Origin of the sequence: Kitasatospora sp. NPDC127111 (genome assembly GCF_042677465.1) — a bacterium.
Lineage (GTDB): Bacteria > Actinomycetota > Actinomycetes > Streptomycetales > Streptomycetaceae > Kitasatospora.
Genome location: NZ_JBHXTG010000057.1, coordinates 40,187 through 62,802, shown reverse-complemented (window position 1 = coordinate 62,802; position 22,616 = coordinate 40,187). Strand labels below are relative to the sequence as shown.

The window sequence follows — 22,616 nt, the reverse complement described above, 5'->3', positions numbered from 1 at the left end:
TTGTTAAAACCCCCCCCCCCCCCCCCGTGGTCCCCCCCCCCCGGGCCCCCCCCCCAACCCCCCCCCCCCGCCTACACCACCCGGGGGGCGGGGCCCGCGCCCCGGGCCCGCGACCAGCGGTTGATCAGGCGGCTCCTAGCAGGGGCTGAGCCACCAGACCCAGCCCCAGGGGGCGGCGGGGTCCGAGCTGTAGCCGCCGGGCGACGTCCAGCCGAGGTTGCGGTTCGAGTCGTAGAACTTGGCGTGCAGGGCGGCCCGTTGGTTGTTGATCCACGAGCCGGTCCCGGACCAGGGAATGGACACCAGGTAGTTGCACGTGAAGAGCGTCAGGACGTCACCGGTGTAGTTGGGGCCGCTGTAGGCGCACACGTACGTGTACGGGCAGGAGGCGGCCAGGTTCGTCGCGTCACCCGCCGCTGTGACGCTGCGAGCCTTCTGCTCCCCGGGGAGGGCGAGCAGCAGTTCCCCGCTGTTCAGGGCGATCTTGTTGGCCGAGACCTGGGTGCCGCCGGTGGTGGCCAGGTAGGCGTCGACGCGCTCCTGGAGGCTCTTCGCCTGGGCGTCGGTCAGGCCGAGGCCGTGGGCCTGGGCCGAGAAGTCCGGGGTGGTGGCGGCGCCGGCCGCACTCGCGGTGCCCACCAGTGCGAGGAGGGTCATGACCAGCGCGGCGAGAATCCTCGCGGGCGAGCCGGAGCCGGGGGTTCGGTGCTCTGTCACGGTGTCACCTCTGGGAATCGAAGGATCGTGTCGTGTGCTGGTCACATCGTTGCCGAGCACCGGCGCCCCGGTCTTTGGCGCTGCGTGCGGACTTCCTTGGCACCGGGCGCAGTCGGCGTCCGCCATGGCCGACAACCGCCTGGACGCGGCCGGCTGCGACCCGGATCATCTCTCTGTGTTCACGTCAACTGAAGCAGGGGCGTGCGGGTCGGCACCCGAGGCGCTGGTGTCGGTCTCCACCGACGGGGTGGTTCCACCGGACCGGCTGGAGTGGTGGAGCTGCCTGATGGAGACCGACGTCATGCCCGTGGCGCTCACCAGCGACCACGAGGGCGGCTTCCGCGGGAGTGCGAGAGCGGTCGACCTACCCGGGGCCCGGGTGGCGGAGTTCGCGTTCTCCCCGATGTCGGCCCGTCGCGGACCGGCCCAGATCCGGCGTTTCGACCCAGAGCAGTACCACCTGTTCCTGGTGCAGGGCAGCCCGATCCAGCTGGAGCAGTCCCGCAACGTCGCCAACCTCACGACCGGCAGCCTGGCCGTGTTCGACACCTCCCGCCCACTGGCGGCCGACTTCTTCACCCGGGACGACCGCGGGCACCGGGTCACACTGATGCAACTGCCCCGGACCGCCGTGCCGCTGAAGGCCGACCGGATGGAGCGTCTGCTGGGCCGTTCCCTCACCGTCCGATCGCCCGCCGGGGTGCTGCTCGGGCACTTCCTGTCCGGCTTCCTGGAGAGTGCCGGCCACAGCGGCCCGGCAGAGCTCCGCCGGACGGGCGCCATCGGTGTCGATCTGGCCGCCGCCTACTTCGCGGGCCTGCTCGACGCGCGCGACGCACTGCCCGTGGAGACCCGGGAGCAGGTGCTGCTCGCGCGCGTCGACACCTTCATCGAGCACAACCTGGGAGACCCGGAGCTGTGCCCGGCCGTCATCGCCGCGCACCACCACATCTCGCTGCGCACCCTGCACCAGCTGTTCCGGACGCGGCCCGGGACGGTCGCCGCCACGATCCGCCGTCGCCGTCTTGAGCGCTCCCGTGCCGACCTTGTCGACCCGAGGCTGCGCCACCGCACGATCGGGGACGTCGCCGCCCGCTGGGGATTCCGCGCGCACGCGGACTTCAGCCGTGCCTTCCGCGCCGCGTACGGCGTGGCACCCAGCGATGTCCGAGCGCCCGATCCCAGGGACGGGGCGTCGAGGACGTCAGTCGCCGCAGAGGCGGATGACGGTGGCGGTGGGTGGCCGGCCGGTGAGGGTGAGTTCGACGTGCACGGAGGGTAGTGAGAGGGGTGGACGGGGCCGCGGCCGGGGGAGCCGAGGAACGGGCGGACGGCCTCGGCGATCTCGCGGGCCTGACGGGGACGAGCCGGGGGGAGGTGAGGAGGATCCGGCCGTCGTCGAGTTCGAGGACGAGCGCGCGCGGCCGGGACGCCGGTCGCAACTTCGGCCCGCATGGGGCCGCCCGACGCCCGCCCTCCGTTCGCGCACTGGAAAGCACTATTCGACGTCGATCCGGACCTCGTGCCGAGGATCCTGCCGGCACACGAACACGAGGAGCTCGTCGCGGGCGGCGGTGAAACCCGTCGGATCATGGAACTCGGCGTTGCAGCCGGGCCTCGTGGCGCGGAGCTGGTCCTCAACGGGAGTCCAGCTCCGTGCCCCGCGCTCCCCGTGGGGCACGGTCAGGAGAAGGCCCGTCTCCGAGCCGCAGTCACATGCGATGGGGCGGGGGCAGTGCGGCCAGTACGGCCAGCCGCCGGTCTTGAGGCCGGGTGCCACCGAGAGGTCATTGCGGTAGTCGTAGGGCGGTTCCACGCCGAGCGTGGCCTGCCGGGCGTGGATCCGGTCCTGCAGAGACTCAGGAAGGTCCTCGGTGGCGGGGTACTCGGTGATCGGCTCGGGGTGGACGACGCACTGCCGCTGGAGGTAGCCGGCGCGCCCGGAGGCATCGGCCGTTGGCGTGACGGTGTCCGTGAGCGTCTCTGCGGCTCGCCGGATGACCTTCGGAGCCGGTCCGGAGCAGTGCTCCGACTGCCCGGGGAGGTCCGGGTGGTTGAACGGGCACCACAGGATCTGGAGCAGGTCCGTTCCGTCCGGGAAGTGGATCTGGGTATGTCGGCGGCGCGCAGTTGGGCGACCGGGACCATCCGGATCGGCTCGGCGGGAGTGGTTGCCTGCCAGGTCGAGACCGTGGTCCCCATCCGGGGCCCGTGCTCGGCGCCTCCGAGGAATTCCTCCCGCATCGCCAGCATCCTGCCGAGTGGGGAGTCCGGACCGGCGGTGAGATCGGGGAACTGCTCGGCCAACTGGACCAAGCGCTCCGTCTGAGCCTGGTTGGACTGCCGGAACCTGTCCAGCTCCGGCCCGCAGTTCGCGGACCGGGCGGGCGATCAGCTTGCGGATCGAACCACGCTTGAAGTCCGAGGCACACCAGCGGTTGTCCGCCGAGGGCCATATGCCGCGTCCTCGACGTGTTTCACCAGGTTGGAGCGGTCGTGCTGCACCACCTCGAACTGCGGGCCGTAGTGCGCGGCGTGCTCGGCGGCGAGCTCCCGCACCCCGGGCTCCACCATGCCGAGGTCGGCGTGGACCACCACGATCTGGTCCATGACTCCGGCGGCGATGGCGTGCAGTTCGAGTTCGGCGAGCCGCGCCTGCGAGTCCTCCCCCCGCTGACGTTCATCAGGATGACGTCGTACGACGCCAGGTCCGGCACCTCGGGCCGCAGCTCGACCAGGTCGAAGGCGGTCTGCCCGGGAATGGCTCGGCGTGCCATGCTCACCCCTCCTTCATGGGGAGAGCCGGGGCCATGAGGCCCCGGCCCGGATCGAGGGGTCGGCTCGCGCCGCCCGGTCCATCCCCCGGACGGCGCGGCCGGAGGTGACGCCCCTGGGCTGGGGCGTTCAAACTCCGTTGCGGGCGGGGTCGGCGGTCCACTTCCCGCCTACCGCCAGCCATGGACGGGGGGTGCCCGTTCGCGCCCGAACGGCGTAGGGTGAGATGCAGTGAACGTCCGTCCGAAGCGTCGCCCGTCAGTGCCCTCCGGACGAGACAACGGCGGTACAGCGCGCGCCGGTGACCCGACGAACCCGACAGCTTCCGGAGCGTCCCTGAACTGCCCTCCCCTCGCGGGAAACCACGCGGCTGTGCGCAGGAAACATGATGGAACGTTTCACCGACCGGCTGATGATCCGGTACCTCGATCCGGAGCGCGTCAGACATCTGGTGGACCCGCCGGACGACCCGGGCCACCACCGGGTGCAGTCCTTACTGAAGGCCGTCTACGAGCAGAGCCACCTCGAAGTCCGGCTCGTGGACCAGGTCAAAGTCACCTCCACCGGCTTCCAGGTTCCGGTGCGCGCACCGGTGACGGTCCGTGGGAACTGGGAGAAGCTGCTGCCGGAGGTCGCCCAGGCGCGTGCCGTCCTGGAGTTCCCGTCGGTGTCGCCGCCGCTCTGGATCGACCTCGCGCTCGACACCGTGGTCACCACGCGGATCGCACTGACCGACGGCGCCCTCGACGCCCTCACCTCCGAGGACCTCACCGGCCTCTCCGAGATGGAGTTCGCCGCCCGGTTCTCCTTCCTCGACCTCGCGGAGCTGATGCGCCGCGCCAAGGTCGCCGACTACCGGGAACTCCAGGCGGAATTTCCCCGGCTCTACCGGCTGCACTACGCGCCGACACCGGCCTTCGACCCGAACGCGCCGCCCCACGACTTCCGGCTGCGCGTCTCGGTGCTGTTCTTCCCCGACCTGGACCTCGGCGCCGCACTGCGCCGCCTGGCCCGGAGCCGGCAGGCGCTGGACGACTCCCGTCCACGCCTCGACGAGTACGACGGCGGGGCCCTGCTCGCCGCCGGCGCCTGGCTGGCGGTGTTCCCCACGTCCGCGCTCGACGTCCCCGACGCCCCCGGGACAGCGGAGCAGGTGTCCGACTTGCTCGCCGCCGAGGGCTACGTGACCGCGTTCGAATCCATGGCGTGACCTGGCGTCATGCCTCAGGAAAGGAGCGATCGATGCCGGTCAAGTACATCGATGTGCAACCGATCAGCGAGCTGTTCGCCCCCGCGGTCAGGGCGTACGGCGACATCGCCATCGTCGGCAAAGGGCCCTTCGGCGCCCCGGCCGCGGATCCCCAAGCGTTCACCTCGCCGGGCGCGGCCGCGCAGGCGCTCCAGGACGCCGGCGGGACCACGCTGACCGTCGACGCGGCGAAGGACGCGAGCAAGGTCACCGTGAAGGGAAGCGTCTCAGCCCCCATCTCGGTGCGGATCGACACCGGTGCCGCCTCGGAGGTGCGCAAGGTGACCAGGGTCGATCCGACACCGGCACCCGAGGGCGGTACCGCGCCGGGCACGTTCGACCTCGCTCTGGACACCCCTCTCGAACGCGCCCACGTGAGCAACACCGCCGTGGCCCAGGCGGGCGACAGCGACCTGCTGCGCGCGATCCGGACCGCGTTCCGCCAGTCGCCACCGCCGGTGAAGGTCTGGGGCGTCCTGGTGGATCAGGACGATCCGCAGTGGGACACGGCACTGACGAAGGTCGACGCGCTCAATGTCCAGATCGTGCTGCTCGCCAACACGCCGCTCAAAGCGGGGAACACCACCGCGCTCGACAAACTCGCCAACCATGTCAGCGCCGACCTCGGCGACGGCAAGGAGCGGATCGGCGTGGCCATGCTCGACAAGGGCCCGCAGTCGGCGGCCACCCTCAACACGCTGATCGTCCCGCCGGTGAAGCACGAACGGATGGTGCTGATCGCCCACACCTCGGACGACGACGTGGCCGCGGCCACGGCCGGCGTCATCGCGGGCTACCAGCCGCACATCTCGCTGCTGCTCAAACCGATCAACATCGCCATGACCCGGCTGTTCACCGACACCGAGATCGAGGACTTCGACGGCCACCAGGTCAACTGGGTGACCAGCCCGGCACTGCTCCCCGGCCAGTCCCTCTACCTCGGCGAGGGCTACACCGCGGACAGCAGCCACGGCAAGAAGTACGTCGACGTCGTCCGCGCCCTCGACGACATCAACTTCCGGATCAAGGCGGCGCTGATCGAGGCGATCGGCACCGTTCGGATCTCCCGGGTCGGGCTGCGCTCGGTCGTCACGATCGTGCAGTCGGTGCTCTTCCCCCTCGTGTCGCAAGAGGTGATCGAGGACTTCAGCGTCGTGATCCCGCTGCTGGCCCTGCTCGACAAGGACCAGCCGGACGAAGCGGAGCAGGCGGTGATCAGCAAGGCCCGCAGCAACCGCGAGGTCGACATGACGGTCCAGGTGACCTACGCCGGCGCGATCCACCGGCTGAAGATCAGCCTCGTCCTCAAGGGCTGAGCCGCACCGCAGGACGGCCAAGAGAAGGAGTGAGACACCATGGCCGACGCCCTGAAATGGGACACCCGGCTGACGGTGATGCTGAACGGCACCCCGGTGACACCGATCGACTCGTTCAATCCGACCTTCAACGTGCCGGTGCAGCCACTGCACTCGCTGGAGGCGGACAACGTCGCGCACATCGTCCAGCCGCAGACCTTCACCTTCACCATGGCGGTCAAGGCGATCGGCGCGGTGGTGGCGACGCTCACCGGGCTGGCGATGTCCAACACCGGCTTCAGCATCGGCGTGCAGCAGGCCAAGGGAAGCGACTGGACCTTCCAGAACATCGCCTTCAACGACTGCTACATCACCTCCATCGCCAGCAGCATCGTGATCGACGGGGTGCCGACCACCACGTTCAACTGCGTCTGCCTGCAGACCGTCCCGACCAAGGCATGAGAGACCGGCGGAGGATCCGATGTCGCACTTGAACACGGGTCCCGGGCCGGACCAGGACGGCGTGCCGGCCGTCGGACCCCAGGCCCTGACCGAGGCGGACGAGGAGGGCCGGGCGGCGGTGGCCGACAGCTCCGGGACCGAGGTGCGCTGGGTCTTCCCGATCCACGTCGTGCTGGCCGGCGACGTCACCCGGGAGGCCCGGGACGACATCGCCGGCACCGTCTGGAACGCCTTGTACCGGGCCCTGAGTTGAGCCGGTCCGGCAGAAGAGCCGGGAAAGGAGAGCCGAGCAGTGCTGCGGATCGTGTGCGAGTTCCCGATCACGGTGTCGGTCGTCGGAACGCCGACCGCCGAGGGGATCGCGGACCTCGGCCGGGAAGTCGAGGAAGCACTCGCGGTGTGCTTCCGGCAGGCCCGGCAACGGCTGGCACGGTCGGCCGTCCTGGACGGCCCCGAGGAACCCGGCGACCCACCGCCGACGCCGGAGCGGGAACCATGACCGGCGGCGGACTCCTGCGGATCCGGCCGTGCCCGCCGGAGTCGGTGACCTTCGACGGCGACCCGAAGCACGCGCCGTCCCAGGAGCTGCAACAACAGCTCGCGGACACCCTGCTGCACGCGGTCGGTCGGGCGCTGGACCGGCTGGACGAGACCGGCCTCCAGGTGATCACTGCCCCGGCGACCTTGGCGACCGAGCCGTTGGAGGCCCGGCCGACGGCCGACGGCGGCCGGGCGCTGTTCGCCTTCGCCCTGTCGGAGGAGCAGGTGACCGCCACGACCGGGCAGACCGCCGGAGCGACCACTGCTGCCCGGCCTGCTGCCCAGCGGACCCGCGGCGTACCACCGGAGAAGCGCCGCCCCGCGCCGGCTCGGACGACGAAAGCGCATCGGGTGACATCGTTCAGAGTGCAGGTCGACCACGCCATGGGCCCGGACGAGCTGTTGCGCACGTTCGTGCGCCAGTACTACCGGACCACGAGCGAGCAGGAGGTCGACCGGCTCCTCCCGCTGTGGCACTGGCAGCGCCCGCCCGGCCGTTCGGTGTCCGTGGAGGAGGCCGACCGGCACTTCATCGACCTGCCGGTCATCGACGTCACGCAGGCCGCGCTGGCCACGCTGTCCGAGACCGAGCAGGAGCGGATCAACGCCGAGGCGGACGCCCGCTTCTGGCAGGAGACCGGCCTGGCCCCGGGCACGAAGCTCGGAACGGGTCCGGAGGACGCGGCCCGACGCGCCCGCTGGCGGGCCGCTCAGGCCGCCGTCACCGCCGAGCACCAGCTGACCCGGGAACTCGACGCCCTGCCCGAGGACGTCCGAGAGATCCTCTTCGCGGGCGACCGGCCGCTGACGGCCCTGGAGGACCTCCGGGCGGCGCTGCGCCTCGGACTCAGGCTCAGCGCCCTGACCCCGGCTCAGCGCGCCGACTACCTGGGCAGGATCAACACGACGGCGAGCTGGGCCGCGCTGGACACGTCGATCGACCGGTTCCTGGCGGGGGAACGCATCCGCGCGATCGAGACAGCCGAGACCGATGCCGCCGCGGCCACGCTCTTCGGCTGCGAGGACCTGTACCGTCTGTGGAAGGCCCGGGACGAGGCAGCGGGGAAGGTGCGACAAGCCGGGCCCTACATCGGCTACTCCCCCGGTCTCCTGGAGGAGTCGGCGCAGGCGCGCACCCGCTTCGAGGCTGCCCTCAAGCAGCACGACTTCGCCGACGAAGCCGCGTTCCTCGCCGCGATCGAGGCCTACCTGCTGCGCTTCCGCGCCGCGGCGGTCACCCTCGCGCTCGACGTCCTCGCGCACTACGAGCACCTGTTTCACGAGGAACGGACCAAGCTGCGGACCCCCGGCTACGTCGAGACGATGGTCACCGACATCGCGAAGACGACCGCACGCGCCGACTTCACGGCGGCAGCCGCGAGCGAGGCCATCGCGACCAACCTCGAAGTCGCCGCCGCAGCCTCGGAGGCGCCCGACTACCCACTGGAAGCGCTCTCCTACCGGGCCGAGGCCAAGGCCCTCCGCGCCTCGGCCGACCAGGCGGTAGTGGCCGCGGCCAAGGGCGACCCGTTCGTCGACCCCGAGCGGCTGGGCCGCGACACCGACCGCGCGAAGCTCGCCGAACTCGACGCGACCACCGCCCGGCAGTACCTGCTCGAGGTCGTCGACGCACGGCAGACCGATACCGCCAGCGTCCGCCAGGAGCTCGTCGCCGACCCCGAGCGCGTCTTCAGCCTGCCGGACCTGGTCGAGGCCACGAAGAAGAGCCAGGGGGCGGGCGCCGGCACGATCTACGGCTGGATCGTCGACGACCACGTCACGGCCCTGGGCGACGCGCACATCCTGTCGGCCGCGGTCCAGACCATCATCGCCCTCGTCCTCGCCGCACTCGTGCCCGTCGGCGGCTGGATCGCCGCGGCCGCGCTGATCGCGAACGCCGGGCTCAGCATCTACCAGGCCTCGGAGGCGATCACGTCGTACCGCCAGGAGGCCGCCGAGTTCCGGCTCGCGTTCAGTACGAACGAGCCCTCGCTGGTCTGGGTCGGGATCGCCGTCGCGGCGGCGGCACTGGACCTGCACACGTCGGCCGCGCAGTTGCTGCGGTCCTCCGCCAAGGGCCTCAGCGCGCTGTCCGGCCCGCTGCACGAGTTCGCCGCCGCCGCGGACGCCGAGAGCGCGGCGGCCCGCTTCCGGACGCTCACCGCGAAGATCGACCGGGTCGAGGGGCTGGAACTCCGGCTCCGGGAGGCCCTCAAGGCCCAGGCGGCCGCCGAGTTGGGGCTCAAACGCGTGGTCGGCGAGTTCGCCGGGCGGCTGCACGGTGGCTTCCTGGTCGACCCGACCGGCCCGCTGAAGGGCATGTATTACGCGATCAAGAAGGGCGTGAACACGATCACCAAGCTGCGGTCCGACGCGAAGATGCTCGCACTCCTCGGCGACGTGACGAAGCTGGCTGGCGCCGAACGCGCGGAGATCACGGCCGCGTTCGAGCAGATGAAGCGGATCGTAAGTCTCAGCGAGCAGCGCGGCATGGACGAGGCCACGGCGATGCGCTTCATCGACCGGCTCGCCGCCGAGCGGTCGGCGGGCGAGGGTGCGTTCAAGAAGCTCGTGGACGACATGGAGGCCTGGCGCCCCCCGGCGGACGAACCGGTCCGCATCACCGCCGCGCACGCCGGCGGCGCCTACGGCGAACACGACCTGCCGTTCGAACTCGGCCGACGCGACATGAACATGCTGGTGAGCTCCTCCGGGCCGGGCGCCCACCAGCTCACCGGGCACGGCGCCGACGCGGTGGCTCTCCACCGCGCGACCGGCGAGATCTGGGTGATCGACAACAAGGCCACCGGCCGGCTGGGGATGCTCGAGGGCAGGAAGGCCACCGCCCTCATCAGGAACCTCCGGCCCACCCTGGAGGAGGTCGTGACCACGGTCCGCGGCATGCCGGAGTTCCCCGCACAGGCCGACGTCGTCCGGCGGCTGGAGGCCGCGCTGGAGGCCGTACGGGCCGGGAAGCCGACCCCCGAGCAGCTCGCGGCCAGGCTGGACGAGCTCGGGGTCAAACTGAAGGTCACCAATGCCGGCGGTTACGGCCACGGCGCGCGGAACCTGCCGCCATACGTGCAGTACGAGGACCTGGTCGGCGACGCGGTCCGGGCGAAGCGGCTGGAGGACGTGCAGAAGGCCGTCGGCAAGGGAACGCCGACCGGACGGCCGCGCAGTCACAAGGCGACCGAGGCGGCGCGCGGGCGGGTCGGCGGCACGCCATCGCGGCAGCCGGTCCCGGGCGGGCAACCGAAGCCCGAGCCGGAGAGGTAGGTCCGCGCCATGCCCGCCGGAGTGAACGTCCCCGTCCTGATCGGCGCGGTGCCACTGTTCACGGTCACCAGCCTGACCGTCAACGAGGGCTACCAGGTGGCCCGGATCGCGGGCAGCCGGCTGGCGCAGCTGGTCTCGCCCACCGCCCGGACCATCACGGTGGAGGCGGTGCTGGTCGGGCAGACCAGGCTGATCGTCAAGAAGGGCCTGGAGGCGATGGCCCTCACCTCGCGCGCCCTGGCCCCCGCCGCCGCGCCGCTGATGAACCTGGCCGGCCTCCCGGTGGTCTGCGGCATGACGATCAGCCTCGACATGCAGATCACCAGCCTGCGCTTCACCCAGTCCAATCAGCGTCGCGACGCGATCGACGCCAGCATCACCCTCGAACAGGTCCCGCGGTCGACGCTCACCGCCGTCCTCGGCGAGGCCCTGGACCTCGCGCTGGCGGTGGGCATCGCCGCCGTGCCGTCGGTCAGCGGGATGGCACCCGTCCAGCGCCAGCTGGGAGGCTCGCTGTGACCACCTCCGCCCTTTCCGCAACGCAGGAGTTCCAGGAGTTCCACCGGCTGCCGGTCGAGCCGGACGAGGGCCTGCCGCAGGCCTTCGGCTGCCTGATCGGGGCCACCGCCTACGACTTCGGGCTGTACGCCTCCCTCGTGCCCCTCGCCACGGACCCGCCGGAGACGCTCTACGACCTCGCCCCGGCCACCCGGATCACCGTGCCAACCGCGCCGCCCGGCTACCTGGTGCTGCGGGTGGTGCGGCACGGGCCGGACGGACCCCGGGTGGTGTTCCTGCGCAAGCTGCCGGCAGAGCCCGGCCTGATCCACCACGCCGGGCCACTGGCGATCCGCCTGCTGGAGGCCCGGGTGGCCCGCGGCAACCTCAACGGACGCGGCCACTACGGCAGCAGCATCGTGATCGGGGTGGCGCAGCGATGGGCGTGATCCTCTGGTACCGGCTGGCGTTCCCGACCCTGGGCCTCACCGTCTCCAACGACGTGTCGGGCGGCCTCGTGCTCAGCGACGCCGAGATCACCGTGACGTACGGGCTCGGGCACGCTGGCGACTTCACCGTCCACCTGGCGTCGCTCCCGGTGGCCGCCCACCGGGCGCTGTCCGACGCGCTCGGCGGCAAGCGCGGCGACCTCGCCGGCGCCGTCCCGGTGGAGATCACGCTCGGCTACCTGGAGTCTCCCGGTTCCCGCAAGCCGGTGCTGAAGGGACGGGTGGACAGCCTGACCGTCTCCCGCCGCTTCCCGCCGCTCGGTGTGCTGCTCACCGGCTACGAGGAGGCCGCGTTCCGGCTGCTCGACACCAAGGAGATCGGTAACCGCGCCAGCCCCACCGGACTGGCCCACCTCGACCTGCCGGACAAGACGCCCGTCGAAACGGCGAAGACCATCGCGGAGGCGGCCAAGGTCACACTGGTCGCCGACGCGCCCGGCCTGCCCGGTGTCGGCGCGCCCGCGGCCGACCACCGCAAGGACGTCAACATGGACGCGGCCAACGCCTTCGCGCTGCTGGAACAGCTGGCCCGCCGGCACCACGCCGAAGTCCTGGTGCAGGACGGCACCGTGTGGTTCGGCCCGGCCGTCACCGCCCCGGCGAGCGGGCCCGGCCCGGCGCTGCCGCCCGATCCGTCCGCGTTGCTCGCCTTCCTCACCCGCGAGGACACCCTGATCGTGCCCGCCCTCCAGGCCACCACGCGGCTGGCGGCGTTCGCCCCGGTGCAGGCCGCCACCGCCGGGAAGCACCGCATCAGTCACGACCTGCCGAAGCAGACCTCGGTCGGCGCGTTCGACTTCACCGTCCTCGGCCTGCCCGCGCTGCGCGCCGGCCAGCTGGTCGCGGCGAGCGTGGACGGCTACCAGAACCCGTTCCGGAACTACCGCATCATCCGGCTCACCCACTCCTTCTCGCCACGCGAGGGCTACGTCTGCACCGGCCGGGCCGCCCTCTTCACGCCGGAGGGCGACAACCGGAAGAACACCGAGGCGGCCCGCGAGGGCAGCCCCGTCACGGTCGCCGACGCGATCACCGGACGGATCCAGGACTCCCGCACGACCTCCCCCTCGGTCGACGTCGGGCGGGTCGGCGCCGCCGAGCCCGCGCGGCGGACCGTCGACCTGTCCTACGGGCAGGCCGAGGCCCCGGACCTGGCCTCGCCGAGCGTCGGGCTGACGGTGGGCGAGGACGGCCCGAAGCTGCGCGCCAAGCCGCTGGCCGCGCCGTTCGCCTGGCACAAGGTCGGCCTCTGCGTCCCGGTCTACCCGGGCATGCGGGCGCTGCTGAACGAGGTCCGCACCTCCCGGGAGGACACCGTGGTCGCCGGTTTCCTCTGGGCCGACGAGCCGGACACGGAGCGCCCCGACGCGCGCGCCGGGGACTGGTGGCTCTGCCTGCCGACCCGGCTGACGCCCGGCCCCGACCCGCGCCCGGACGGCCCGGGCGTCAACGACCTCACCACGGCGGACGGCCGACGGGTGATCGAGGCGGTCGGGCTCAAGATGACCGTCGGCCTGGCCGCCTGCTCCCCCGTCGGCACGCGGCCCCCGGCCGAGGGCGGCGCCGACGAGTTCCTGCTCCGCCACGCCTCGGGCACCGAGGTGCGGATCGACCCGACCGGCAACGTCACGGTCGGCACGAGCAGCGGCACCGTCACCGTGACGGCCGGCCAGGCATCCCTGAAGCTCGCGGGCGCGACGGCGACCCTCAGCGCGGGCGGGGTCACGGTGACCCTCGACAAGGGGAAGGTGGCGATCAGCTGATGCCTCCGGTCCTCGTCGCGGGCGCGGTCATCGAGTGCGTGCACGGCGGACGGTACCGGCTTCCCGGCCCGGGCGCGCCCGCGCTCACCGTCAGCGGGCACGGTGCACTAGTCATGGGCGCGGAGGCGGGCCGCTCGTTCGCCCCCGGCTCCCCCGGTCTGCTCACCCCTTGTTCGTTCTCCACCGCCGCCGGGCCGCAGCCCTGCGTCACCGCGCCCGCCCTCCCGGCAGGCCTCAGCAGGAAACTCACGGTCGGCGGCCGGCCCGTGCTGCTCGCCACCGCCAACGGCACCAGCACCAGCAACCCGGGCACCTGGCTGGTCGGCGACCCCGGTCAACAGCTCCTGGAGGCGATCTGAATGACCGACCTCGGCCTCGCCGCCCTCACCGAGCCCGGCTTCCCGCTCGGCACCCTCCCCGGACTGACCCCGGTCGGCCCGGACGGTCCGAGCGGCGCGCCCAGCCTCGGCCGCGGCCTCGTCCTCGACGACGGCGACCTGGTCACCGACCCGCACACCGGCGGCCCGGCGCAGAACGAGGGGCGGGACACCCTGGTCCAGGCCCTGGTCCTGGCCGTCCGCACCCAGCTCGGCTCCGACCCGCTGAACACCGCGTTCGGCTTCGACCGCCTCTCCGTCGGCCGCTACGCGCTCGGCCTCCAGGCCCGCAAGGAGTACATCCGGATGGAGCTGGTCCGCTGCCTACGGGCCGACCCCCGGGTCACTGACGTGCGGGAGGTGTTCTTCCACGACGACCCGCGCTTCGCCGAACTCCAGCCCGGGCCGGACGGCGCCGCCCGGGAACGGATCGTCCGGGCCACCCGGGCCTCCCGCGAGTACACCGTCCACGTGATCATCGAGACCATCGCCGGCTCCACGCTGACCCTCACCCCGGGGGGACGCCTTGACTGACCTCACCCCGCTCACCGGCCCCACCAGTCCCGGCGGCCCGCCGCCCCCCGACCGGTACGGCGTCACGCCGGGCGGCTTCGTCCTCAAGGGCATCGACCGGATCGTCGCCGATCAGCAGGCCCGCGCCCGCGCCATGTTCGGCAGCGACGTCGACCTCGGCTCCGGCTCCGCGCTTCGCAAGATCCTCGACGCGGCCGCCGTCCAGGTCCACGAACTCTGGCGCGCCTTGGAGGACCAGTACTACGCCGGCTTCGTCACCACCGCCCAGGGCGACGCCCTCGACCTGCTCGGCCACGACCTCGGCCAGGAACGCCGGCAGCTGCACGCCACCGGCACGGTCGCGCTCACCCTGACCGACGCCGACCCCGGGCGCGTCGTCGTGCTGCCGCAGGGCGCCGTACTGCGGACCGCCGACCCCCCGACCGCCGCCGCCCCGGCCGTCGCGCTGCGCACCACCGCGCCCGCCACCCTCACCGCCGGCGCGCCCGCCCTCGTCGCGCGCGTCCAGGCCGTCCCACGCGGCCCGGACGGCGACGTGACCGCCAACCGGCCGCTGGAACTCGACCCGGCCTGGGCCCGGTTCCACCTCAACCTCGGGCCGGCCACCGTCAAGGTCGCCACCCCGACCGCGATCGACGGCGGTGAGCTGGTCGAACCCGACGACACCTACCGGGCCCGGCTGCGCGGCGTCCCCCGCACGCTGTGGACCCAGGACGCCGTCCTCGCCCGCATCCTCGACGTCCCCGGCGTGCGCGACGCGGCCGTCTTCGACCCACTCGGCGGCGTCGACTCCTCGCACGCCCTCTTCAACACCTACCTCTTCGGCCAGCACGACCTCACCGCCGGCCGCCGCACCGGCTCCCCGTACTTCTTCGACATCGTCGTCGCCGTCGAACCCGGCTGGCCATGGCGGGTGGACGAGGGCGGCATCCCGGCGGTGTACGACGGCGTGGTGGAGGAGGTCCGGCAGTGGCGTCCGGTCTCCGTCTTCCCCGTGGTCCGGCCGGCCGACCAGGTCGACGTCGGCATCCGGGCCACCCTGGTGGTCCGGCCCGGCCACGACCCGGACGTCATCCGCGGACAGATCCTCGACGCCGTCCACACCGGGATCGACGGGCTGCGCCTGGGCCGCGCCGTCCTGCACTCCGACCTGGTGCTGACCGCCCGCTCGGTCGCCGGGGTGGCCGACGTCCGCAATCTGCGGCTGCGCCGCGGCGCCCCCGTGTTCGGCGAGGTCGGCCTCGGCAGCGCCGTCTTCGGCAGCGCCGCCGAACTGTCGGCGGGCGAGAACCTCACCCTCGCACCCGACGAGATCGCCCGCTTCGACCTCGCCGGCCCGCTCACCGACCTCCAGGTGGCAAGCCCATGACCAGCGACTTCCTGTTCTTGGACGTGATGCGCACCGGCCTGACCGCCGTCTACGACCGGGGCATGGAACGGCTCGCCGTCCCACTGACCGCCGACGGCGACGGGACGCTCCGGCCCCGGTACGGCCTCGCCGCCTACCGCGCCCGCTACGGACGCGACCCCGAGGCACCGCGGTTCCTGCTCGCACCGCGGCGGGACACCATCGAACCGCTCACCGTCGAGGTGTCCTTCACCCGCTCACCGGGCGGGCCCGAGCAGACCGCCGAACTCCGCTTCCCGGCCGGCTGGCCCGGCGGCGCCCCGGCAGCAATCGAACTTCCCGGCACCGCCGCCGAGTTCACCGCAGGCCTGCGGATCACCCGCCTCCGGCCACAGCCTCCGGCGCCCGCCGCTCCCGAGGACTGGCAACTGAGCGCGCTGCTCGGCACCCTCGCCCGACTGCTGTGGACCATCGGCCAGGACCACCAGGACCTGGCCCACCGGTTCACCGACGTCGCCCGCCAGCGCAGCGCCGAGTCCGCGAGCGGCGCCGGCCTCGACCTGCTGGGCCAGGACCTCGGCGCCCCGCGCTTCCCGCCCCGCCGGCACGGTGCGGACGAGGCCACCTTCGTCCTCCACCACCTCGACGACCAGCCGCCCGCCGACCACAGCCCGCTCACCAAGGTCGCCGACGCGGGCGACCGGCAGCTTCCGAGCGAGGTCACCGGCGCCGCCCGGGGCGGCCAGGCCGGCCGGTTCGGCCGGGCCTTCGGATTCCCCGCCGAGGGCGGCGCCGTCACCGTCGCCGACAGCGCGGACTTCGGCGGCACCGGGGACTTCACCGTCGAGGCCGTCGTGCGGCCCGACCCCGCCGCCACCGACCCGGGCGCCGTCCTCGCCAAGCGCTCCTCGCCCGGCGGCACCGCCGCCCCCGGCTGGGCCCTCACGCTCGGCTCCCACCGCGGCATCGACCACAATCCGCGTTTCACCCTCACCGACGGCACCACCACCGTCGACCTGTTCGCCGACCGCGACCTCGCCGACGGCCGCTTCCACCACCTCGCCGTCACCCTGCGGCGCACACCCGCCGGGGCGCTGGCCCGGCTCCACCTGGACGGCGCGGAGGCCGACCGCCGGCTCGCGCCACTCGGCGCGCTCGACAACTCCGCCGCCGTGGTGATCGGCCAGGAGACCGCCCCCGACGGCACCCAGTACGTCGGCCTGATCGAGGAGGTCCGGCTCTCCACCACCGCCCGCACCTCCTTCGCGCCCGTCACCGGCGAGAGCGACGAGCAGTACCGGCGCCGGCTCCGGGTCTTCCAGCGCTGGCTGGTCCCCACCCCCGACAACCTCACCGCCGTCCTCAACCGGACCGCCGGACCGGTCCGGGACCACGCCGGCGGCACCCCCCGGGACGTCCCCGACGCCTTCGTGCTCGACGAGACCACCGCCCGGATCACCACCGGCTCCACCCTGCTGCGCGTCCTGCCGCCCCCGCTCACCGCCGGCCAGAGCATCACCGCCGTCGGCGACCGGCTGCGCACCGAGGCGCAGACCGTCGGCACCGCCGAGGACGAACCCGACTTCGACCCGGCCTGGCTCTGCCGCCACGAGGACCGGGCCGACCGCCTCGGCTTCGACGGCGATGACGGCGCCCGGCTGATGCAGTTGCCCGTCCGGCGCGCCCTCGACGCCCTGCTCGACCGCCTCACCGGACAGCCCGGCACCCTGGTCGTGCGGCGCGCGTACGATCCCGCCGCCCCGGCCACCGACGGTCCGTTCGCCGTCGGCCGGGCGCTGAGCCTGCACCACACCGTCCTCGACAGCGGCCGGCTCGGCGTCCACGCCCACGCCGCCGGCTTCGCCTGGGTGGGCCGCACCGCCGACGACCTGGTCCACGCCGCCCAGCCGCCCGGCGAGGTCTTCGCCATCACCCTGGTCGGCGGCGACGACCAGGACCTCACCGCCCTCCACAGCGTCGAACTCGCCCTCGACCCGCCGGTGACCGCGTTCACCGACGCCGCCGTCCGATGGACCGTCACCGGCACCGGACCGGGCTCCGCCACCGTCGAACCCGGCCCCGCCGGACACGCCGTCCTCCACCTGCTCACCCCCGGTGACGTCACCGTCGGCGTCGAGGTCAGCCGCGCCGGCCACACCCGCGGCGGCCGACGCGCCCTGCGGATCGGCCCGCCGGACGACCAGCTGGCACCCGGCCGGACCATCGGCCGGGACGGCCGGATCGGCGCCACCGAGGCCGCGGCGGCCGGCACCGTCACCGACGACTTCGACCTCGCCCACCTCCAGCTGCGCACCGACGACCTGGCCACACCGCCCGCCCGCGTCAGCTACGGCACCGCGACCAACCACCGCCGGATGCAGCCCGCCGCGAGCGCCGCCCTGGACCGGCTGCTCGCCGGCCTCGGCGGACAACCGGGCACCCTCAGCGTGCTCGACGCGTACACACCGGGCGACCAGGGGCTGGCGGGCCAGGGCCGGGTGCTGCGACTCCGGCACGACACCCGGCCCGGCGGCCCGCCGCCGCTGTCCGGCCTGGCCCTCGCGGCCCGCGCCTTCGCGGCGGGTTTCGACCACATCGAGGTCCAGGCCCCGGCCTCCGCCGACGCGGCAGCCCCCGTCCGGGTCGCGGTCGCCGCCGGGGACCAACTCACCGTCACCATCACCCCGGCGGAGGTGACGGTCGGGCAGAGCGCCACGGCAGCCGTCGAACCGGGTACCGCCCCCGCCGCCGCCTGTTGCCGCCCGGACGGCGGCAGGTTCTACCTCACCGACCGAGGCACCCACCGGACCACCGCCTACGCGCTGGCCGCCGACTCGCCCGACGACCTGCCCACCCTCACTCCCGTCGCCTCGACCGTCACCGCGCCGTTCCCCGTCGCGATGGCCTTCGTCGGCGGGCGCCTGTTCGTCGCGCACGAGCACGGCCCGGTCCACGTCCTCGACGAGACCGGTCCCGAGACCCTCAACTCGTCACGGTTCACCATCGACGCGCCGACCACCCTGGCCACCGACGGCACCCGGCTCTACGTGGGTCTCGCCGGGAGCCCGTCCGGCGGCTCGGTCCGCGACCACGACCCGCTGACCGGCAACCTCACCTCCCCCGGCGTACTGCTGCCGGGCGTCCCCGGCGCGATCGCCGCACACCCTGCCGGCCCGCTGCTCGCCGTGCTGCTGGACGGCGGCCGCTTCTGCTGGGTCACCCGCCCGGCCGGGCCGGTCGTGGGCGCCGCAGTGACGATCGAGGGAGCGACCCGGGCCACCTGTGCTGCCTTCGACCCGGCCGGCACCCGGCTGTACATCGGCGCGGCCACCGGAGCCGACGGCCCCGGCAGCGGGATCGTCCAGGTCTACAAGACCGGAGACCGCAAGCCGTCCTCCACACTCACCGCCTTCCCGCCCGGGACCGTCCCGGTGGCGATGAGCGCGGCCAACGACCAGAAGCACCTGTACGTGGCCACCTCCGGCAACGGCCCGGTCAGAGGCCGCGTCCACGTCGTCGACCTCACCACCGGCGCGCTGCTGCCGCTGCCGCTGGCCACCGACGGCGACTGCCGCGCCCTGGCCGCCTCGCCGGCCGGCGCCCCGCACCGGCCCTGCCTGTTCGCGGCGCCCGAACACGCCGGCCGGCTGCTGCTCGCCGACCAGGGCCCGCTCGCCGACGACCCGCCGGGACCACCCCGGCTCGTCTCCCGTCACCCGCTCGCCCCGGGCCGCGGCACCACCCTCGCCTGGTCCACCCTCCCGGCCGGCCCCGGCCGTGCCGAGCCGGCCTCCCCCGACGCCCCGGTCACCCCGGTCACCGCCGACGCCGCCGGGCCGGTCCGGCTCCGGGCCGCGTACCTGAAGGGCGGGCCGCCGCTGCCCTACCAGTGCGAAGTGCGGTTGCGCGACGGGCTCGACGGCAGGCCGGAGGAGGTGGTGATCAGCAAGGAGCAGTACGACCTGGTGCTCAACATCCTCAACTGGTTCCACCCGATCGGCGTGGAGTTCCGCACCGACCGGCTCCGGCCGCACGTCCGGGAACTGGCCGGCGCGGTCGGCGACACGGACCTGCTGCCCGACTACACCTTCCCGACCTACCACACGTACGACTTCCCGCTCCCCTTCCTCCTCCGGCCCGGCAAGGAGCAGCCATGAGCATCCCGTTCTACGTCCCCGCGTTCACCCACCAGGACTGGATCGACAACCAGGACCGGGTCCAGGCCGGCGGGGAGAAGGGCCTCAACATCCGCTTCCACAACCTGGAGGCCGAGTTTCGCAGACTGGCCGACTTCCACCTCAACGAGGTGATCCGCACGGTCGCCCCGGCCCAGCGGTGCCTCAGTCTTGCCCCACTGCTGACCTTCAACGGCGGGAATCCGGGGATCGTCGCCTGGGTGATCATCGGAGACCTCGCCCAGAAACCGGTCGCCGACCTTGGGGCGAACGGCATCATGAATGTCACCCTGCCGGACGGCGTCACGATCACGTCGCTGACGGTGACCGGGGAGGCGCCGGACCCGCTGGGGGACGTCAGGCTGTCCCTTGCCCTGCGCAGCAAGGCCGTGGACGAGAGCGGGACCGTGAAGGACATCGCCCAGGCCGTCAAGTTCAACACGGCCTTCCCCGCGCTGGAGACGACGGTCGTCAAGAACACCGATAACAAGTACTTCATCGAGGCGAGTGTGTCCAAGGCGGCGAACGTCCAGGTGAAGATCTTCTGTTTCCAGATCCGCTACCAGTGAACCGCACGTGAGGAGCAGTCCCATGGCCACTCCCAGCCAGCAGGCGCCGGTCGTCGGGCAGGACACACCGAGTGGCTTCGACCCGGCACGCGAACAGCTGAAGTTCGGTGTCTGGGGGGACAGCGGTGACGGCGACGGCGTGATCGGCAGCAGCGGCCGCCCGGGCACGGGCGTGTCGGACGGCGGTGCCGGCGTCCTCGGCGTCAATCCGGAGGCCCAGGGCGTCGGAGTCAAGGGCACTGCCGACGCGGACACCGGCACGGCTGTCCTCGGCACCAGCCTCAACGGCGTAGGTGTCGCCGGCTACGGCGGCGGCCCGCACCCCGGCGTCCAGGGGACGGGCACACTCGGTCCGGGCGTCCTGGGCGCCAGCACCCAGGGCCCCGGGGTGAGCGGCAGCAGCACGCAGGGCGTCGGGGTGAGCGGCAGCAGCGGGCAGGGCACTGGTGTGGCCGGGGCGAGCGTCGGCGGTTCCGGCGTCGCCGGCAGCAGCACCACGGGTGCCGGGATCAGCGGCACCAGTCAGGGCGGCTCCGCCGTGGTCGCCCACAGCCAGACCGGGCCCGGCCTGTCGGCCACCAGTCAGAGTGGGTCGGCCGTCTCGGCCAGCAGCGGCTCCGGTGACGGTGTGTCGGCGGTCAGCGCCGAGGGAGTGGCGGTCGTCGGGCGCAGCGGCCGCTTCCCCTTCTTCCCGTTCCACCCGCCCTTCCCCGAGCCGATCATCTTCTTTCCGCCGCCGCTCCGCCCGCCGCCGCCCGGCGTGCACGGCATCAGCCTCTCCGGCGCGGGTGTCCAGGCCGACGGCGAGGTCGGCGTCCTCGCCTCCGGGCGGCCGGTGGCCGGTTCCTTCACCGGGGACGTCCACATCACCGGGACTCTGACCAAGGGAGGCGGCGGATTCCGGATCGACCACCCGCTCGACCCGGAGAACCGCTACCTCTGCCACTCCTTCGTGGAGTCACCACAGCGCAAGAACGTCTACGACGGCACCGTGACACTGGACGCCGCGGGCCGGGCAGTGGTCGAGCTGCCCGACTGGTTCGACGCGTTGAACACGGACTGCCACTACCAGCTCACCCCGCTCGGCGCCCCGGCGCCCGAACTGCACGTCGCCGAACCGGTGACCGGCAACCGCTTCACCGTCGCGGGCGGCGCCGCCGGCCAGCGGATCTGCTGGCAGGTCACCGGGGTCCGGCAGGACGCCTGGGCCGCGGCGCACCCGGTGGAGACCGAGGAGGAGAAGACCGCCGGTCAACGCGGACTGCTCCTGCACCCCGAGGAGCGCGGCGAGTCGCGGGCCCGGGGCATCGCCGCGTTCGGCTTCCCGGAGCCGAACGGCGGACCCGGGGAGGTGTGAGCGATGTCTGTCGATGTCTGTCGGGGAGTTGCAGGGCATTGCCGACGGATCCGCCCCCCGGCGGCTGATCCCGCCGATCGGGTTCGGCCTCCGGGACGACTCCATCCACCCCACGGCCCACGGCCGCGGGCCGGAGCGCGGGAGCGCCACGCTCCGGCGCCCGGGGCTCGGCTCGCAGGGGCCACAGCACAGGAGGGCTGAGCCATGGCCACCGGCCAGTTCCAGCAGGGGGTCAGCGGGTTCGACCCCGGACAGCAGACTCCACCGATCAAGTTCGGCGTCTGGGGTGACAGCAACATCGGCCCGGGTGTGCTCGGCAGTACCGACAAGCCCGCCACCGGGGATCAGCCCGAAGGGATCACGACGGGCGTCGGAGTGGTCGGCGTCAACACGGCCACCGACGGCGTCGGGGTGCACGGGATCTGCCGCGAGGGCACCGGCGTCCTCGGCAGGGGCGGCGACGGGGCGGGGGTCTCGGGGATGGCGACGTCCGGGCCCGGGGTGGCGGGCAGGAGCGCCCAAGGGCACGGCGTCGAGGGACGGACCGACAGCCCCGACCCCGACCGCTCGGGAGTGTTCGGTCGAGCGACGACGGGCTCAGGTGTGTCGGGCACGAGCAGTACGGGCACCGGCGTCCAAGGGACAGGCGGCCCTGGCCAACCCGGCGTAGAGGGGACCGGGACCAGCGGGCCCGGGGTATGGGGCACGAGCGAGACACACGACGGCGTGGTGGGAAGCAGCACCAGCGGTCCCGGGGTGTCGGGCACGAGCGAGACACACGACGGCGTGGTGGGAAGCAGCAGCACGGCCAGCGGCGTCAAGGGGATCGGCGGCCTCGGCCAACCCGGCGTGGAGGGGATCGGGACCAGCGGGGACGGCGTGACGGGCACGAGCGACACGGGCGCCGGCGTGACCGGGACCGGGAGCAGCGGGCCCGGCGTGGTGGGCACGAGCAGCACGAGCACCGGCGTCAAGGGGACGGGCGGCCCCGGCCAACCCGGCGTCACGGGAACCGGAACCAGCGGACCCGGCGTGACGGGCACAAGCAGCACAGGCACCGGCGTCAAGGGGACGGGCGGCCCCGGCCAACCCGGCGTGACAGGGACCGGAAGCAGCGGACCCGGCATATCAGGCACAAGCAGCACCGGCACCGGCATCCAAGGAACCGG

18 protein-coding genes and 1 pseudogene are annotated in these 22,616 nt (G+C 73.0%); 17 read left to right on the top strand and 2 right to left on the bottom strand.

The window, feature by feature from the left end:
- Window positions 1-135: 135 nt before the first annotated feature.
- Complete coding sequence (locus ACFVHB_RS28625) at window positions 136-717, bottom strand: peptidase inhibitor family I36 protein (protein WP_380327975.1); 582 nt, start codon at window positions 715-717, stop codon at window positions 136-138.
- 175 nt (window positions 718-892) lie between these two features.
- On the opposite strand from ACFVHB_RS28625, the gene ACFVHB_RS28620 reads away from it, so the two are divergent.
- Window positions 893-1,999 (top strand): helix-turn-helix domain-containing protein, encoded by a 1,107-nt coding sequence (locus tag ACFVHB_RS28620; protein ID WP_380327974.1) that lies wholly within the window; start codon window positions 893-895, stop codon window positions 1,997-1,999.
- 1,109 nt (window positions 2,000-3,108) lie between these two features.
- Here ACFVHB_RS28620 and ACFVHB_RS28615 read toward each other — a convergent pair.
- Complete coding sequence (locus tag ACFVHB_RS28615) at window positions 3,109-3,327, bottom strand: hypothetical protein (RefSeq protein WP_380327973.1); 219 nt, start codon at window positions 3,325-3,327, stop codon at window positions 3,109-3,111.
- A gap of 553 nt (window positions 3,328-3,880) precedes the next feature.
- Between ACFVHB_RS28615 and ACFVHB_RS28610 the strand changes: the two genes are divergently transcribed.
- The 16 genes and pseudogenes from ACFVHB_RS28610 to ACFVHB_RS28535 all read left to right on the top strand — a co-directional run.
- Entirely contained in the window at window positions 3,881-4,702 is an 822-nt protein-coding gene (locus tag ACFVHB_RS28610; protein ID WP_380327971.1) for a hypothetical protein, read from the top strand.
- Window positions 4,703-4,734: 32 nt separating this feature from the next.
- The gene (locus ACFVHB_RS28605; RefSeq protein WP_380327969.1) at window positions 4,735-6,057 is read left to right on the top strand and encodes a hypothetical protein; all 1,323 of its coding nucleotides are present in this window, start codon (window positions 4,735-4,737) and stop codon (window positions 6,055-6,057) included.
- A 39-nt stretch (window positions 6,058-6,096) separates the two neighbouring features.
- Window positions 6,097-6,498 (top strand): hypothetical protein, encoded by a 402-nt coding sequence (locus ACFVHB_RS28600; protein ID WP_380327967.1) that lies wholly within the window; start codon window positions 6,097-6,099, stop codon window positions 6,496-6,498.
- A gap of 19 nt (window positions 6,499-6,517) precedes the next feature.
- Window positions 6,518-6,751, top strand: coding sequence for a hypothetical protein (locus tag ACFVHB_RS28595; protein WP_380327965.1), 234 nt, complete (start codon window positions 6,518-6,520; stop codon window positions 6,749-6,751).
- A 39-nt stretch (window positions 6,752-6,790) separates the two neighbouring features.
- Window positions 6,791-6,997, top strand: coding sequence for a hypothetical protein (locus ACFVHB_RS28590; RefSeq protein WP_380327963.1), 207 nt, complete (start codon window positions 6,791-6,793; stop codon window positions 6,995-6,997).
- Entirely contained in the window at window positions 6,994-10,317 is a 3,324-nt protein-coding gene (locus tag ACFVHB_RS28585) for a hypothetical protein (protein ID WP_380327961.1), read from the top strand. Before ACFVHB_RS28590 ends, ACFVHB_RS28585 begins: the two co-directional genes overlap by 4 nt.
- Window positions 10,318-10,326: 9 nt before the next feature.
- Entirely contained in the window at window positions 10,327-10,836 is a 510-nt protein-coding gene (locus ACFVHB_RS28580) for a hypothetical protein (RefSeq protein ID WP_380327959.1), read from the top strand.
- Window positions 10,833-11,264: a hypothetical protein gene (locus ACFVHB_RS28575; protein ID WP_380327957.1), complete on the top strand. Its 432-nt coding sequence runs from the start codon at window positions 10,833-10,835 to the stop codon at window positions 11,262-11,264. Before ACFVHB_RS28580 ends, ACFVHB_RS28575 begins: the two co-directional genes overlap by 4 nt.
- Window positions 11,255-13,087 carry a hypothetical protein gene (locus tag ACFVHB_RS28570; protein ID WP_380327955.1) on the top strand — a complete coding sequence of 611 codons (1,833 nt, stop codon included), beginning with the start codon at window positions 11,255-11,257 and terminating at the stop codon, window positions 13,085-13,087. The genes ACFVHB_RS28575 and ACFVHB_RS28570 overlap by 10 nt, the downstream gene beginning before the upstream one ends.
- On the top strand, window positions 13,087-13,446 hold the full coding sequence (locus ACFVHB_RS28565; protein ID WP_380327954.1) for a hypothetical protein: 360 nt from the start codon (window positions 13,087-13,089) through the stop codon (window positions 13,444-13,446). Before ACFVHB_RS28570 ends, ACFVHB_RS28565 begins: the two co-directional genes overlap by 1 nt.
- Window positions 13,447-13,998 carry a hypothetical protein gene (locus ACFVHB_RS28560; RefSeq protein ID WP_380327953.1) on the top strand — a complete coding sequence of 184 codons (552 nt, stop codon included), beginning with the start codon at window positions 13,447-13,449 and terminating at the stop codon, window positions 13,996-13,998. It abuts the gene before it with no gap.
- On the top strand, window positions 13,991-15,367 hold the full coding sequence (locus tag ACFVHB_RS28555) for a baseplate J/gp47 family protein (RefSeq protein ID WP_380327951.1): 1,377 nt from the start codon (window positions 13,991-13,993) through the stop codon (window positions 15,365-15,367). Before ACFVHB_RS28560 ends, ACFVHB_RS28555 begins: the two co-directional genes overlap by 8 nt.
- On the top strand, window positions 15,364-19,503 hold the full coding sequence (locus tag ACFVHB_RS28550) for a LamG-like jellyroll fold domain-containing protein (RefSeq protein ID WP_380327949.1): 4,140 nt from the start codon (window positions 15,364-15,366) through the stop codon (window positions 19,501-19,503). Before ACFVHB_RS28555 ends, ACFVHB_RS28550 begins: the two co-directional genes overlap by 4 nt.
- Window positions 19,500-20,090 carry a hypothetical protein gene (locus ACFVHB_RS28545; RefSeq protein ID WP_380327947.1) on the top strand — a complete coding sequence of 197 codons (591 nt, stop codon included), beginning with the start codon at window positions 19,500-19,502 and terminating at the stop codon, window positions 20,088-20,090. Before ACFVHB_RS28550 ends, ACFVHB_RS28545 begins: the two co-directional genes overlap by 4 nt.
- 22 nt (window positions 20,091-20,112) lie before the next feature.
- Window positions 20,113-21,447 (top strand): hypothetical protein, encoded by a 1,335-nt coding sequence (locus ACFVHB_RS28540; RefSeq protein WP_380327945.1) that lies wholly within the window; start codon window positions 20,113-20,115, stop codon window positions 21,445-21,447.
- Between the two features lie 204 nt (window positions 21,448-21,651).
- A pseudogene (locus ACFVHB_RS28535) lies at window positions 21,652-22,616 on the top strand (hypothetical protein); the annotation flags it as partial.